Annotated in this window: 6 protein-coding genes, 2 tRNA genes, 2 rRNA genes and 1 pseudogene (1 of these 11 cut by a window edge); 8 read left to right on the top strand and 3 right to left on the bottom strand. The window is 37.5% G+C overall.

From position 1 onward, the window contains the following. The 3 genes from NNJ85_RS06980 to NNJ85_RS06970 all read left to right on the top strand — a co-directional run. Positions 1-296: ribosomal RNA gene (locus tag NNJ85_RS06980) — 23S ribosomal RNA — on the top strand; it begins 2,516 nt to the left of the window's first position. Positions 297-353: 57 nt separating this feature from the next. Next, positions 354-468: ribosomal RNA gene (gene rrf, locus NNJ85_RS06975) — 5S ribosomal RNA — on the top strand. A 112-nt stretch (positions 469-580) separates the two neighbouring features. Continuing rightward, positions 581-657 (top strand) — tRNA-Met (locus NNJ85_RS06970). Between the two features lie 1,850 nt (positions 658-2,507). On the opposite strand, the gene NNJ85_RS06965 is transcribed toward NNJ85_RS06970, so the two are convergent. Then, positions 2,508-3,596, bottom strand: coding sequence for a DUF3792 domain-containing protein (locus NNJ85_RS06965; protein ID WP_254474627.1), 1,089 nt, complete (start codon positions 3,594-3,596; stop codon positions 2,508-2,510). A gap of 873 nt (positions 3,597-4,469) precedes the next feature. Between NNJ85_RS06965 and NNJ85_RS06960 the strand changes: the two genes are divergently transcribed. From NNJ85_RS06960 to NNJ85_RS06950, 3 genes are all read left to right on the top strand, one after another. Beyond that, complete coding sequence (locus NNJ85_RS06960) at positions 4,470-5,666, top strand: multidrug effflux MFS transporter (RefSeq protein WP_254474728.1); 1,197 nt, start codon at positions 4,470-4,472, stop codon at positions 5,664-5,666. A gap of 260 nt (positions 5,667-5,926) precedes the next feature. Beyond that, the gene (locus tag NNJ85_RS06955) at positions 5,927-6,658 is read left to right on the top strand and encodes an alpha/beta fold hydrolase (protein WP_254474726.1); all 732 of its coding nucleotides are present in this window, start codon (positions 5,927-5,929) and stop codon (positions 6,656-6,658) included. A 1,228-nt stretch (positions 6,659-7,886) separates the two neighbouring features. Continuing rightward, a complete protein-coding gene (locus NNJ85_RS06950) occupies positions 7,887-8,693 on the top strand; it encodes an N-acetylmuramoyl-L-alanine amidase (RefSeq protein WP_254474724.1) in 807 nt (268 codons plus the stop codon). Between the two features lie 1,311 nt (positions 8,694-10,004). On the opposite strand, the gene NNJ85_RS06945 is transcribed toward NNJ85_RS06950, so the two are convergent. Further along, positions 10,005-11,219, bottom strand: a complete 1,215-nt coding sequence (locus tag NNJ85_RS06945; RefSeq protein ID WP_254474722.1) for a porin — start codon at positions 11,217-11,219, stop codon at positions 10,005-10,007. A gap of 314 nt (positions 11,220-11,533) precedes the next feature. Between NNJ85_RS06945 and NNJ85_RS06940 the strand changes: the two genes are divergently transcribed. After that, positions 11,534-11,624 (top strand) — tRNA-Ser (locus tag NNJ85_RS06940). 351 nt (positions 11,625-11,975) lie between these two features. Here NNJ85_RS06940 and NNJ85_RS06935 read toward each other — a convergent pair. Continuing rightward, a pseudogene (locus tag NNJ85_RS06935) lies at positions 11,976-13,193 on the bottom strand (MFS transporter). Positions 13,194-14,186: 993 nt separating this feature from the next. Between NNJ85_RS06935 and NNJ85_RS06930 the strand changes: the two are divergent. Further along, entirely contained in the window at positions 14,187-14,777 is a 591-nt protein-coding gene (locus NNJ85_RS06930; protein WP_254474719.1) for a hypothetical protein, read from the top strand. The last annotated feature ends 221 nt before the right edge of the window (positions 14,778-14,998 follow it).

Below are 14,998 nucleotides of genomic sequence, written 5' to 3'. Positions count from 1 at the left end.
CGTCGTGAGACAGTTCGGTCCCTATCTGCCGTGGGTGTTGGAATATTGACAGGACCTGTCCCTAGTACGAGAGGACCGGGATGGACGTATCTCTGGTGGACCTGTTGTGGCGCCAGCCGCATAGCAGGGTAGCTATATACGGACGAGATAACCGCTGAAGGCATCTAAGCGGGAAACTCACCTGAAAACAAGTATTCCCTGAGAACCGTGGTAGACCACCACGTTGATAGGTCAGGTGTGGAAGTGTGGTAACACATGAAGCTTACTGATACTAATCGTTCGATCGACTTGATCGTTCCCATTTCCTATACTCATTCTATAATCCAGCTTCTCATTCTTATGCATTTTGCTGACTTGGTGGTTATGGCGGAGTGAACGCACCCGATCCCATCCCGAACTCGGCCGTGAAACGCTCCAGCGCTGATGGTACTTTGCCTTAAGGCACGGGAGAGTAAGTCGCCGCCAGGTCTGCTAAGTGCATAGAAAATTCTCAACTTTTCTAATGGAAACATAAAAAATAAAAATAACATAATCTATACATTCGCTAGACAACAAATAGTTCTTGTTTTAATATAAATGGCGCGGGGTGGAGCAGCCCGGTAGCTCGTCAGGCTCATAACCTGAAGGCCGCAGGTTCAAATCCTGCCCCCGCAACCAAAATAATCTCTATAATCCATAACAAATCCATAGCGACCAAAGCCCCAAAAATAAAAACGCGAAATCCAAAATGAGACAGCATATTTCCAGTATGCAGATGCTAGGGGCGCAGATAAAAACATAAAGAAAAATCATTGCACATACATGCAGGAGTTTTGGCTCTTCCTCTACAAAGCGTGGGGTGAGGCTATGGACAAAATCAAATCCCCTTACGCGAAAAAAAACAAATGTGAGCTGTTAACAATGTGAGGCATTAGATTACGCCAAAACACTATTCCCTCTAAGGCAAGTCGGCTTAAAATAGCTATACCCATCTTATTTTGCTAGTCCCCCTATCATATGGCTTAAGCGCGCAAAAGTACAAAGCTCATGGGCTTGGGTGAAAAAGCTTCATACCTCAAAAACAAAATAAAAAATATAAGAAAACTCTCTCAAAACACCATCAGAAAAATCTCTTACATATATCACGGCAGAATAAAATTGGGATAGTCCTTTACTCCTAAAAAAAAGAAGACGGAGCTTTGTACTCTCATAGAAGGCGAGAGAGAAAGTGAAGGAGGAAAAAGCTGGAGGAAGGACAAGCCAAAGTGAAAAAAAATGCTAGAATAAAAAAAACATAAAAATACTTGGCGCTAAAAATACTCCCTGATCATAAAGATAATCCCATCGCTTTAAAGAAGTCTCAAAAAAAAACTCCATAATGTCAAATGCTCTCTATTCCCCTTTATGTGCCATTAAGATAAACACCATGAAAGCATAAGAACGTATGTTACTGCGCTAATAGTCGACGACCATGTCAGAAAAATACCCCCAGTATAAATAAAAGTATAAATAAACATATTGCGCTTTCAAAAGCTAAAAACGTCAAAAAATGACACACTTCCCAAAGCATTAAAGACCTGAAATCAATAACACTTGCAACCATTCTCATATCGGAGAAAAAACGCAGGTAAAGTTATGTTGAGGGGCTGGGGGCGACGGAAATCTTCCTGCGTAAAAGAACATAATGGACCGTAATAGAGGGGAAATGCCACTAAACAGCTTTCTCGCTAAGGCTAGAAGGTAGGAGCCTAGAGATATGTCATTCTGCGCATAAAGGCTTTGCAGGAACTCAATCGATACTTCGCTCTCTAAAAGCCTCTTGAAGAATAGGCCATATGCTCTTGTATGATATCTCCAGCCTGTTTCCAGAACGCACATCTCTATCATCGACACAATATGCTTCCTTTTTGCGGCTACATTTGGTTATCATCCATCATATTATCTCTATTCGCTGTCATGAGGCAGATTTTTGCCTGCGCTGAAATGGAAAAAACATTGAAATCTTTACATTAACCTTCAATTCTTTCACTCTGTGGAGGAGGTTTGCTTGCGCCAATGATCATTGCAAGGAGTGGATGTGGGGTTTTGTTTTGTCTATTGATTTTGGGCGTGCGGTGTGATGTTCCCCATTACCGTCGCGTGCTAGAGAGGGGTTAGTGTGCTATGGATGGAGGAGGTAGCTTTTAGCGTACTTATGGGATTATTACGCATTAAAATGTATGCTTAATCCTATGAAAATCTTCAAGGACAGAAAGGGATCCCATAGGGCAAGAAATTTGATCACCCTGGAGCACAAAGGAAACATAACAACCAGATAGTGGTGAAAAATTTTAAGAGCTTAAGGATATGGCAATTGAGCATTTTTATGGAGAATAGATATCTCTTTAACACTCTTTTTAATGTTCGCAGGTCTTTTGTTTAAGGAGTATGGGAGCAATGAAACATAAAGAACCCTAAAATATTTAAAAAAATAAAAAGCTGTACAAAAATGTACAGCTTTTTTTACGCTCGCTTGAAAGCTAAAAGTTTTAAAGTTTGAAAATATCCTTACGGCTTCTGTAACCATAATAGCCACAAATACTGGAAATGATAGCGCCTATCAAACTCCCTAAAAAGCCCCACCATCCCATGTGTGAGGCTGTGTTCGTGACTTTTGTGGCGGTGTTTTGGGCACCTTTGATAGCTCCTTCAAGATTGTCAGAGAGGGTTTCAGCCCGTTCTTCAAGCACTTTTATCGCTTTTGCAGTTTTTTCCTCTGCACTTTGATAAAGTTGAACGGCACGGTTAGCTGCCCTTTGTGCATCCGCACGGCTCATGCCATCTTTTGTGAGGGCATTGATGATATCGCTTCGATTAAATTTTTCTGTCAAATCTTCTACACGATCAGAAAGGCGTTCCTCTAGATTTTTCAAAGTGGTACGGTAATGCGAAGGATCCTTTTTAAAAGCTGTGATTGCCTCCCCAATATCACTGAACGCAGCCTGATAGGATGTTTTTAAGCGCTCAGGATTGAGGGCAGGAATGTCGCTTTTATGGAGAAGGGTACGCAACTCATTGCCAAGTTGGTCAAAATTGATGTCACCATCACTGTTTTTTGTGAAAAACTTTGCAAAATCCTCGCTGTTTAATTTTGTAAGCAGGGGGGAAATATTTGTTTTGAAACTGTCTATGGTCTTTTCGATCATCGAGCTGTTTTCTAGGGCTGCTTTAGCCCCTATTTTTGCTGTGTTTGAAATCACGTAAATAGCTTGAAGGGTCATCAGTAGTGTTATGAGAGCCCAGGTTAAGAAACCATGAAGAGCGCCAGCGGTTTCAGCAAAACGCCCTGCAACAAAACCTCCCAAAGCAAGGCTTATCAGTATAACGATAAGAGAATGTGTGCCCATGGAGAGCAACGAGCCTTCAAAAGGCGAGGACGAAGTGAAATCCATTTGGCTCAATCCTAATGCGCCTACCAGAAAAAAGAGGCAGATTGAGGTGGCAAGAGCCGTTATCAATCCAGCAAAAATGGCGGACCATGAAATGGGGGAGGGAAAAAAAGGATATTCTGTCTCTAGGGATGTTTCTCCTAGAAGATTCGTATCGAAAGGTGTTTTTTCAGGAATGCGGGTTTCCATGTTGTATCTCCTTGAATTTGCTGGAGATACAATGCCTTATTGCCAATTAGGTTCCAAAATAGATGGATAGACGCTAAAATGAAGAGAAAAAAACGCTTTAACGTTTATTATGAAAGGAAAAATTTGAAATACGCAACTCTAAAGATCTAATGTATGTTTGAGGAAAGACGTGTTTCTCTCTATACTGTATAGTACATTGAACCTCTTATGTGAGGAATATTTTATAAAATAGAGTTAAAAGGTCAGGCGTCAGGGAAAAAATAAATATCAACTCAGAATATTATAAGAGCTCACGGCTTAAGTTAAATAAAAATTAGACGGTAATTTTTTCTGCTTTTCTTCAGTAAAAAACTTTATGAAATGAGTACAATATATTGGTTTTTGGGTGTTTTGCAGAAGTAGCATTATACTCTATGAGCTGATAGACCAAAATTCTTTACAATAATGATTTGTGTTGATAGGCTCTTTAAACTATTGCTCTGTTTATACTATAGTGATTTGGGGGTAGAGGCGTCAGAGGTTGTTTTTCTACTTTGTCTTTTATCGATCAACTTTGATGGATCGTGTAGAGAAAGTGGCATTGTTGCCGTGAAAAGAGATTGTGCTTTTGTTTATGATATCAATGAAAAAATCAGCGGAAGATTACGGCAAAGTGTGCGTAAAGGAAAGCTATTAATGGGATGAATTTTTGCATGTGAAGCATGGAGAATAGAATTTTATTGATGAAAAAATAATAGAAATTTAATTATCATGAGATAAAATAATAACTCTTTTCATCATGATTATTTAACGATATAAGAAAAAATATCATTATATTTTTTATTTTCAATTAAATACTATTTAATATCTAACTTTAAAAGTGTGATTTTCTTTATGAATCGTAAATATACTTTTCCATTTATTATACTTATTGTATGTTTGTCGACAGGGGGATTAATCTCTACTGATATTTTTTTACCAGCGCTGGGGGGGATGCGTCAGTATTATCAAGTGACTCAATCTCAAATTCAGAGTGCAGTGGCCGTTTTTTTGTTTGCATTGGCGCTTGGACAGCTTATTTATGGACCGCTCAGTGATAATTTTGGGCGTAAAAAAACACTTTTATTAGGCTTATTCTTGTGGTTATTCACGACAATTGGTGTGATTTATACGGTTCATATTCATACTTTTCTTGTATTGCGTTTTTTGCAAGGTCTTGGAGCTTGTGCGGGACTTGTCTTAAGTCGCGCGATTATCAATGATTTGTTGGATAAAAAAGCAGCAGGAAGACTTTATTTGATCGTTTTCCCTTTTATTGGAATGTCGCCAGCACTTGCACCTTTCATCGGTGGATTGTTGATACAAGCTTTTCATTGGCAGGCGACTTTTATCTTTTTAGGCTTTTTTATATGTTTGACCATTTTACTGTGTTGTTTTGTGCTAACTGAAACTCTCCCTCTTCAAAAACGACAGCCTTTTTCTCCGGTAGGATTTATGAAGGGATATTTAGACGTTCTCAGAAATAAACAATTTATTTTTTATGCACTTATTCCGTGTTTTTCTTATGCAGCCTATTTTGCTTATATTGTGGAGTCGCCTTTTTTACTCACGACTTTGGGTTTATCGCCGATCCATATTAGTTATAGCTATATTGGTGTCTCATTTCCCTATATTTTGGGAAATTTTTTGGCGCGATGGTTTTTTGAACGCGAGTCTATGGAAAAAACTGTGGGGAGAGGGTACATTATTTTTGTTATAGGAGGTGCGCTTTTTGCTTTGCAAATGTATCTAAGCCCATGGCCCCTTGTGACAAGTTTTATGGCAATTGCTGTTCTTACTTTTGGAAATGGTTTTTTATTGCCGTTAGGCACAGCGTTGGCTATTTCATCCCATCCGCAAGCGGCGGGAGCAGCTTCTGGGGTTATGGGCTCTTTGCAATTAGGGAGCGCTGCACTCAGTGCGGCGGTTATCGGAGAAATCTCTGGTCATAGCCCACGGGCTATGGCAACTTTGTTAGCCGTTTGTTGCATGATTGGTTTTATCATTTATATCCAAAAAGCGCGTCATTTTATGACCTCAGAAATAAGCTAAGTGAAATAATCAAAGACATTATGCAGAAATATTTTTGATGTTTTATATGCTTTTGGACTCTGTTGTTGAATGATTTTTTTTATTTAGTGGTTTGATTGAGTAGGTTTAAAATTAATCATAAGCTTCGTTTGATTTAACAAATTGGGTGTTATGGGGGATTTTGTAGGCGTAGAGTTTCAACATACCTGTATTTTTATGACATTTGGGAGAAAGAGTTTGGCTTCTGATGCGTGTGTTGAAGCAAGAGGAGCGACCGATCAATGAGTTGTCCTGTGGTTATTCTTTCTCCTGTGATGCCCATTTGGGATGAGGGGGCTTTTTGCGCTCCATTGACAAAGCTTTGCACGATAAAAGGATTCCAAGTAACGCTGCTGGATACGCTCTCGCTTTTTCCTAAGAGTTCTCATTTTCTCAATTATTCTGCTATCGAAACGTTATCTTTTATGATAGAAAAACTCGAAAAGTATTTTAAAGAGCCTGCGGTGCTTGTGGGATTTTCTATGGCTGGAATGTTGGTACAAATATTGGCACTACGGCTTTCCAATGTTCAAGCGGTACTTGCTGTCAATGCACCTGGCTATCCAGATAAGCTTTTGCAGCAGCGTCTTGGAGATATTTTGTTTCACTTAGAAAATAATGATTTGGCAAGAGCTTTAGAAACACTCAATGCTTTTATGCATCCTTGTGGCGTTATTAAAAAAAGAGTTGCCTTAGAAATTCCACAAGATCAAAAAAGCATGGCCATTGAACGGATGACAAGAGGATTTAAACTCTTATTGGCATTGGATGCTAGAGATGAGATTGTTAAATATACGGGTAAGTTTTTAGCGTTGGTGGGTGAAAAATCGCAATTTGCAACGGTTGATAATCAAACAAAAAGCCAATGTGTCAATCATGAATATCGAATAATTTCTGGGGCGGGTACGCGTTTGTGGGATGATAATCCTGTTATGACAAATGCAATTGTTAGCGAATGGATGGAGAGATTATGAAAAAGAAAGTTCTTGGGCTAGCGAGTGATAGGCTGGGACTAGAAATCCGTGAGGGGTGTTGAAGGGCTTAGAGCCATGATTATTGCTATTCATTCCACTTATGGTGATATGGGGTGGGAATGTTGGAAAAGGGAAGGGGATTGTCTTCCTCAAGCAACTTGGTAAAAAGTTACGGAATGCGATGCTCTGTTGCTTGCTGCTGTTGCCGGTCAAGGAGACGTAGCAAAAGAGTTTGTTCCTCATTTAAGGAGGAGCGTTAATTTCTGTATCTTTCTCCCATTTTTCTTTAGTGCCAAAAGTTAGGTCTGTTTTCTGATAGATGTTCCGTAAGATACATCATTGGTTCTCAGCAGTCTTTTCATTTTTATGTTATCAGAAAAAATATTGAAGGTCTTTAGGCTGGATTGGATTTTCGGAGTATTACTTTTCTAACGTCCAATTGTGTAATGAATTTTACTCTTGAGATTAAGGGGATAAGATACATGCATCATACAATGTTGTTTTTAGCTCTTATAAGAAGTATTTTTACTCGTTTCTTCAGTGTCTTTTATTAACCATTAATTTCTGCTTTTGATGTGAAAATAAAAGGCTTTAATGAATTCAATAGCAGAGGATTTATCCGATTTTTCCATCCAAGATGCAAAAAAAAGATTAATGATCATTATAAACTAATCTATTATCTTGCCTTAGGAGCATATGGAGGAAATCTAGAGACTTTGTGTGCCTCAAAAGCGTTGTTAATAATCGATATTCTTTGTAAATCAGAAAGAGATGTTGTGAAAAGATAAGATACAGTGTCATTAGACAGAAAAGCTTTGCAAGTTTTATTGACAAATAGGTCCGTGAAGCGTTGATGGTGAATATGTACTGTTCAGTTGGCGGTCAATAAATTGCTGTAAAGATCTCATAAAGTGTTTCCTTTATGCTTTTATGTAGATTGCACGATGGTTAGGCGTTCGCTTCGGGGAGAGATATTCCCCAATTTGATAACAGGAACAGCTCTTTTTTCTGTAAGACGGTGAAGCTGTAAGAAGTGATCGTTTTATGCTTTTATTTTCTTTTTAATTGGTCATTATGTGAAAAATAATTTGATGTGGTGTGTGTGTGGATGAACAAATTTTTGACGTAATTCGCCTAGATAGGAAGCCCATTGCAATTTTTTCAACAGCTCGCGTCCTAATCTGTTGTGATAGGCGGTGGTTTTTAAAGCCAAAAAGAAAGGGCTTTTATGTATCGGATTGATTACAACAGTTATCGTTCTGTCAAGAGTTTTAATCGTCGTGTTCGGTTTCTTGTCATGCATTATACGTCTATTGATTTTAAAGCCTCGATCATGGCGCTTACAGGGGAAAAAGTTAGTGCACACTATCTCGTTCCTGATCCTTCAGAGCAGACATATCGTGAAGCTGGATTTAAGGATATGTGTATTTTTAATTTGGTTGATGAGAATGAGCGTGCATGGCATGCAGGTGTTAGCGCATGGGCTGGGTATAGTCATCTTAATGATTCATCTATTGGGATTGAAATCGTTAATTTAGCAATGGGTCATTCTGAGTTTTCAGAAGAGACCGTTGATTTAATGGATCATCATAATGAGGAGTTTAGCTTTCCTCCTTATAATCCAATACAAATTGATGCTGTTAAAGAGCTTGCATTGAATATTCTTCAACGGTATCCCGATATTACGCCAACGGATGTTGTGGGGCATAGTGATATTGCCATTGGAAGAAAAAGTGATCCAGGAGCAGCTTTTCCGTGGAAAGAGCTTTATAGGGCAGGGATAGGGGCGTGGTATGATGATGAGTCCAAAAATCGCTATCAGGAACAATTTTCTAAGAGTTTTCCGTCCAAGGAGGAGGCTTTGGCAAAGCTGAAATGTTATGGGTATGATATTTCAGCGGCATCTACTGAAATAGGATATAAAAATTTGATCCGAGCTTTTCAACTTCATTTTCGTCAAGAGAAGTATGATGGGATTCTCGATGTTGAAACAGCGGCCATTCTTTATGCATTGGTTGATAAATATTTTTCGTGAATTCAATTCGTTTGAATTAAGAGATATTTGATGATGACGGGTGAGCGCTTTTTGTTTCTTAAAAGCGCTTATTTTTTGCTGATTGGTTCCATATAACAAAGAGCATTTATCATTTTAAAAAATCGTATAGATGGTATAAGGCATTTTATGGAAACATAACTTTATAGCAAACTTTATGGTTTGCAGAGATGAAGTTTTGCTGTTTCTTTTTCTTATATTCTGTTTCGTTTAAAAGTATCCAAAGTTAAGATGTTGTGTATAATGGGATCATGCAAGATAGAGTACCTCGAACAAAATGAACTTCTATTGCATGTTCACCTGTTTGTTTTAGAAAATATTTTTCGGGGTATGTCACACACATATTTTGCAACGGTATTCGTAAAGAGTGTAAAATCCTCTGTGAAGTGTATCGTCTATTGTGCATCATCATCCCGACATTTCATAAAAGCCTTACACACTTTGCTTGTTTTCAATATTGCACGACAGTCTTTGACATTGTAACGATTCATAGGCGTTTGTTGTTCTTTTTTATTCAGCTTTTATTTATACGCCAATCTTTTTTGTGACGCGCAAGGAGATGATTGTGCTTGATTCAACAGGGAGGAATTTGAAATGAGAGAATCTGACGGTATTCAGGTTTCTCATTCAAGTTGAATAAAGATAAATTATCATTATAAATCAATGTACTATTTTGCTTCAATATTTTATTCTATTATGCTGTAAAACACCATCATTAAAAGTATGATACAGGGGCATAAAAAAGACAATACTTAATTGAAGTATTTTAAAAATAGAGAGTGGAAAATATTAAGGGTGGAACTTGTCTGTAGAGCCTTATGCAAATAATCATAAAGAACACAGTCAAGTGTCTCCCCAGAGCAATTGAATTATTTACAAACTGAGTGCGGGTCGGAAACTTTGTTCTTTAAGGGCGAATGAGCTCCCTTGTTCAATACAGTTAAACTGAATATTCAGGGAGGGACTTACTTGAGAAGATCATGTCTTAAATTACAAAAGTTAGGTATAATTTACCAAAAGAAAGACCAAATTGGGGAATAAAGCAATGGGGCACGCTTTAAAGAGCAAGAAAGAGATTGTTTGAATTGATGGCTAACATCCTATGAAGTCGTTTTTGTCAAACTCATAAGGTTAACTTTCTAAGAATATTTTTGTGAAATTAAGTCACCTTTTGTTAGAAGGATTAAGAAAATAAGTATCCGGAAAGATTGCTCATGATATTTGATTGCAAAAAATAAAAACTGGCAACATGAGTTGCCAGTTTTTTTAAAGCCGTAGCTTAGCTTAACAAAATTAGAATGAACGCTGTAAACGGATCATACCTTGGAACGCACTTTTTCCATGAAAGAGACGTTTTTTATTCTCATGTGCATCCTTTATAACGCGATCATCGTTCCAAGAAACGTAGGTTAATTCAGGTGTAATCACAAACCCTGGAACCAGCGTGTATGCAATATTGACAGATGTTGCAAAGGTTTTTACAGCACTATAAGAAACTTGAGCATTCAAATCTGCTTTTGGCGTGAGTTTGTAAGTGGCACCTGCCCAAGCAGCCCATTTACCACCCCAGTTTGCATAGATCGTTGTGCTGTGTCGTGATAACTCACCCCCTGCATTTTCTGTGTAGTAATCAACACCATTTTTATAGCCAGCCATCACCCATAGGTTGAAATGATCGTTAACATTGAAATCTGCACGAATTTTCCCAGCCCACTTTTTGTAGTAAGCATCATATGCGGCAACAGCTGAAAAACCACCCCATTGTTGCATAAACTTTATACCCAAGACCACATTGGGGGTATAATTCTTAATTCCTTTACTTGGAAGCGTATCGTCTGTGACAGAAATAAGTTTCCCATCTTTCTCAATATAGTTTTCTCCTATTTCTCTTGTTACTTTGGCCTCAGGAAGAGAATCTGCATTATTGCCTACTTCAACTCCGATAATAGCAGAAAATCCGGAATCACCGTTAAAGGTATAGGAAATAAAATTGGTGCGTGTTGTGCCGGCAGGCGCTATACTGTCATCATTGAGAACATTCCCATACCCACCAGTCCAGCTGTTGAAAATGGTATCGTCAAGACCTACACGAAAGCCACCCAGTTCAATATAAGCGGCTGAAAGTTTTGCACCAGCACCATTTTTACCATCACTCCAGCTTGAGAAAATTCTCGCATATGAACGAAGGGTTCCCATTTCTGTTTCAGAAGCGGCTTGAAAAACAAGAGTAAGCCGTGATGATGAGCCATAGGTTTTTCTTTTGTTGTTCAGTTCAGCTTCGTTGGTTGCATCGATATTACCACCGCCAACAAAATCAGCACGAACACTTCCTGACAAACGCATACAGGTCTCCGTTCCAGGGATATAGAAATATCCTTTTCCGTAGGCATCACAAACGCGAACATATTCTACGGGTTCAGGTTCGGCAACAACTGTTGAAGCAGCATGCGCTCCAGAAATTGCTAAAAAAGCTGCTGTAGAGCTTAAAAAGAGGGATTTAATATTCATATGGGATCTCCGAAGGTCCGTTTAATTTTCTTCTAAAGAATATCATTTGCCTAATGCATTAAAGACAAAGGCATAAGTAAAATACGCGGTACTTATCATTCTAGCTATACTAATCTTTCTAGAGTTTCAAATATGAAATGAACTTTTTGTAATGTATCTATATACTATTCGTGAAGATGTGGTAAAAAAGACACAATGTTTGTTTCGTTAACTTTGGGCCCCATGGAGTGAATAAAGAAAAAAAATTTCAGATATTTGGGAAAAAAATCGAAAATGTCTTGAACTTTCTATTGATACCATTTATGCCTCTCCTTGGAGAGGTGGCCGAGTGGTCGAAGGCGCTCCCCTGCTAAGGGAGTAGGGCTCAAAAAGCTCTCGAGAGTTCGAATCTCTTCCTCTCCGCCATTCTTCTATAAAATCAGTGCATTATAGTTAAGTGTAGGAATTTTAAGCGCGTGTGGCAATAGCTCTTGACACTGAGCGTTTATTAAGAATTCTCTTTCCTTTTAACATCGTTTTTACTCATACGCCAGCCTCGCTTTTGACGTGCAAGCAAATGATTTTGATTGATTCAAGATAAATCAGATTTGAAAAAATCTTACGATATTCGAGTTCGGTCTATGATTATTATAAATTATTGTTTTATCAATATGGTGTCTGTTGAAAGCTCGATATGGCAAGGGTCTAAAAAAGTCTCGATCTCTTTTAGAAGGAAATCTTTTAGAAAAAACTTTGTCGGGGTTGGTTTTCCTCTTATTAAGACTTTTGAGAGTGTTTTATCCATCTCATGATGACCAAACCACATAGGAAAAAAGTAAGGGTCGGTAAGATGAGGTAATAAGAGGGAGAAATTTTTGCAGGAAGAAAAGAAATAATACTTAATACGGTAATTGAAAATAGTCTGCCGCTAAAAGATACAGCACCGATAACACCAGAAATATGCTGCGTTTGTGTTTGATTCAGTTCTGAGAAAAATAAGCTTTTTGCTCCTATCGGGACAGTGCAAATAAATCCATGAATTAAAGAGAACGCAATGACGGATGCAGCTGTTTGATTGTTATGAACGAAAAAATAGAGTGCAATGCACATCAGAGAAGAAAAGAAGGAAAAATATTTAATAGAATCCTTATATTTTTTATCAAGAATATGATACTTAGACATGAGTAAATTTGAAAAATACTGAGCTGAAAAGGCTCCAATATGACAGCACATGAGGAGCAACATTTGCGAACCATTGAGGTGATCAATTTTTCCCCCTGCAAGGATAATTGGTTGCCAGAAATGATAAATAATCTGAATTCCAGCGCTAAAAAGACACATGAGGAAAATAAACCATGCGCCTCCCAAGGTGTTTTGAAAGATCCACAGTGTTTCCTTGGCATTGTGCAAGATTGTTTTTGTTGTGTGTGTTTCAATCACTGATTTCTTTTCTTCAGGAATAATAAGGAAGACCAAAAAAATAGCTCCCATCATGAGGCATGAGATAATATATCCCATAAAATATTGTCCAGAATAATAGATCGTTCCAATGCCTACGATCCCACTGAAAATACTTCCGAATGAGTTCACTTGGTGATAAAGATGCGCATAATGCGAAAAGTGATCGTGTTTATCACCAAGAGAATGGTAAATCCATCCATCAATGGCGCTGACAATAATGCAAATGCCTGCTGCATAGAGAATTTGCGCAATAATAAGCGCCGTCATATTAGGGGCTTGAAGGCATAGAAGATAAAATACTCCCGTCATAAAGGCACCAGCCATCACGGAATATTTACGTCGATATCTATCCGCTAAAACAGCACAAGGAAAATCAAGCAGGAGAATAGTTGTGGAAAAGACAACTTGAAGCAGTGCCAATTGCGCGAGACTAACCCCCATCGACATTAAAAAAATCGCATGCTAGACACCAATGAGCATGCGTACGGCATTATAAGAGCCATAGGTGAGAGCAAGAGTGCGTGGTCTGTTCATTGTGTTATTCCATAGATGATTGTACAGTGAGGACTCTCACTGAAGAGAATGTTTTTCTGTATATTCCGAAATGACGATCCTCTTGTGGAAAACGGTATCCTAAATAGAAAATCGATAACCGTTACTTTTATCATGAAAATGATAACCTAAAAGAGCGCTTATTGAAGATAGTCTTTAGAGATTACAGACAGAAAAAACAAAGAAGTCAAACGTGAGATGAGAGTTTTCATCTCATGACGAATAATGGTGAATTTTAAATTTCATCTACCGTTTTTTGATCTACTGCGCTGTAAGAAAAACCAAATTCCCCCAATTCATGCTTCTCATTTATCATTGATTATAAACACTTTTTAGCACACTCCAAAACGGCATCTTTTTACAAATAACAATATATCCTGTCTCTCAAATGATAGCTTTGTTCATTGCTTGTCCCCATTGATTAAATCAATTTTTCTCTGAAAAATGCCATTTGAGAAAAATGCATCCTATCAGTTTATATTCTACGATCTTTAATTAACTTAAGGAATGTAGCAATAAAAGATACTATAGCAAATGAATAAATTTGAATTTTTGTAAAAAACGCAATTTTTTATGGCTGCGGATAAAAAAACAAATCTACATTAAAAAATAATCTTTATACCATTCAAGACCATTGATTATTTTTATCCATTTTATATATGCCCCATTTTATGGGGCAAGTATAATTATTAATTAAAATATTAATTTTGAGTGATTTATAATATTATATTATTTCTTTGTTAATTCACATATAAAGTGATTAAATTTCTCCCATGGAGATATAGAAATAAACGGAAAAGTTTATAAATAATCTGTTGAATAAATTAGTTTTTATAGATTTGTTTTTTTGTATAATTTATCCTTTTTTATTTTTATCGTAGATTATTCTAAAGAGATTGAATAAATTTTACTCCGAATCTTTTGATGAGAATTTAGGTATTTATTTTAAGGTATTTTGTACGAGAAAATAGAAAAATGTTTACAAAAAAAATTCTGTTGAGAGAAGGCTTATTGCTTGTCGTATTTTTGCTGACATATCTTATTCCCGCCTCGCGTGGTTATACGGGCGTGGATAAATTATTTTGTTCCCAAGTCGTTAAGGAGCGGGATGAGGCTGTTCAGAGGTTGGATTCCGTTGAGTTTGAAAAGGAAAATGCGCAACGAGGATGGAATGATACAATGAAGGTATTAGGGGTAGCGGTAGAGGATTTGAAGAGAATAGCTCTTGAACAGCAGGAACTCTATTTGGCAGTGCTGAAAACTATGCCAAACAACAAACAACTTACTTATAAATATGAGATAACGCAAAAACGAAACGCTGCAATTTTTGAGCGGATCGAGAAGCTTTTTACGCTATTTGAACATGTTGAGAAAAGAACAGAAGCTTTTCGAGGATTCAACAAAGTCGATCAGCTTAAGGATCAGTCTCAGTCATTACATACTTTAGAAGTGATTTCTAAACATTATGGACATGTTGATGAACTCAACAAAGAACTTGAAAGGCTTAATCACGAAGTTGATCGTTTAAACAACAAACTTCAAAGCCTGAAGAAAATATCGCGATAAAGAAATAGAAAGTTGTTCATTGATGCAATGGGGAAGAATGCGTGAGATGATTAGCAACAATTTTATTGAAAAAGGAATAATCGGTGGGATTTGCAATAGTACTCATCATATCCGTTATGGTTATTATAGGAACTCTTTGTTTTTTGTGTAACAGAAACTGTGAAAGAGCGGAAAGAGATCGATGGAAAAGATATAGAGAAGCACGAGAAACACACTCCGAA

Source organism: Bartonella sp. B1098 (assembly GCF_944896145.1).
Lineage (GTDB): Bacteria > Pseudomonadota > Alphaproteobacteria > Rhizobiales > Rhizobiaceae > Bartonella.
This window is presented reverse-complemented; position numbering and strand designations above follow the sequence as displayed.

Bases quoted from the DNA above. Each gene is read 5' to 3' on its own strand.
- NNJ85_RS06930 (WP_254474719.1), top strand. From the start codon at position 14,187: ATGTTTACAAAAAAAATTCTGTTGAGAGAAGGCTTATTGCTTGTCGTA.
- NNJ85_RS06960 (WP_254474728.1), top strand. From the start codon at position 4,470: ATGAATCGTAAATATACTTTTCCATTTATTATACTTATTGTATGTTTG.
- NNJ85_RS06965 (WP_254474627.1), bottom strand. From the start codon at position 3,596: ATGGAAACCCGCATTCCTGAAAAAACACCTTTCGATACGAATCTTCTA.
- NNJ85_RS06955 (WP_254474726.1), top strand. From the start codon at position 5,927: ATGAGTTGTCCTGTGGTTATTCTTTCTCCTGTGATGCCCATTTGGGAT.
- NNJ85_RS06950 (WP_254474724.1), top strand. From the start codon at position 7,887: ATGTATCGGATTGATTACAACAGTTATCGTTCTGTCAAGAGTTTTAAT.
- NNJ85_RS06945 (WP_254474722.1), bottom strand. From the start codon at position 11,219: ATGAATATTAAATCCCTCTTTTTAAGCTCTACAGCAGCTTTTTTAGCA.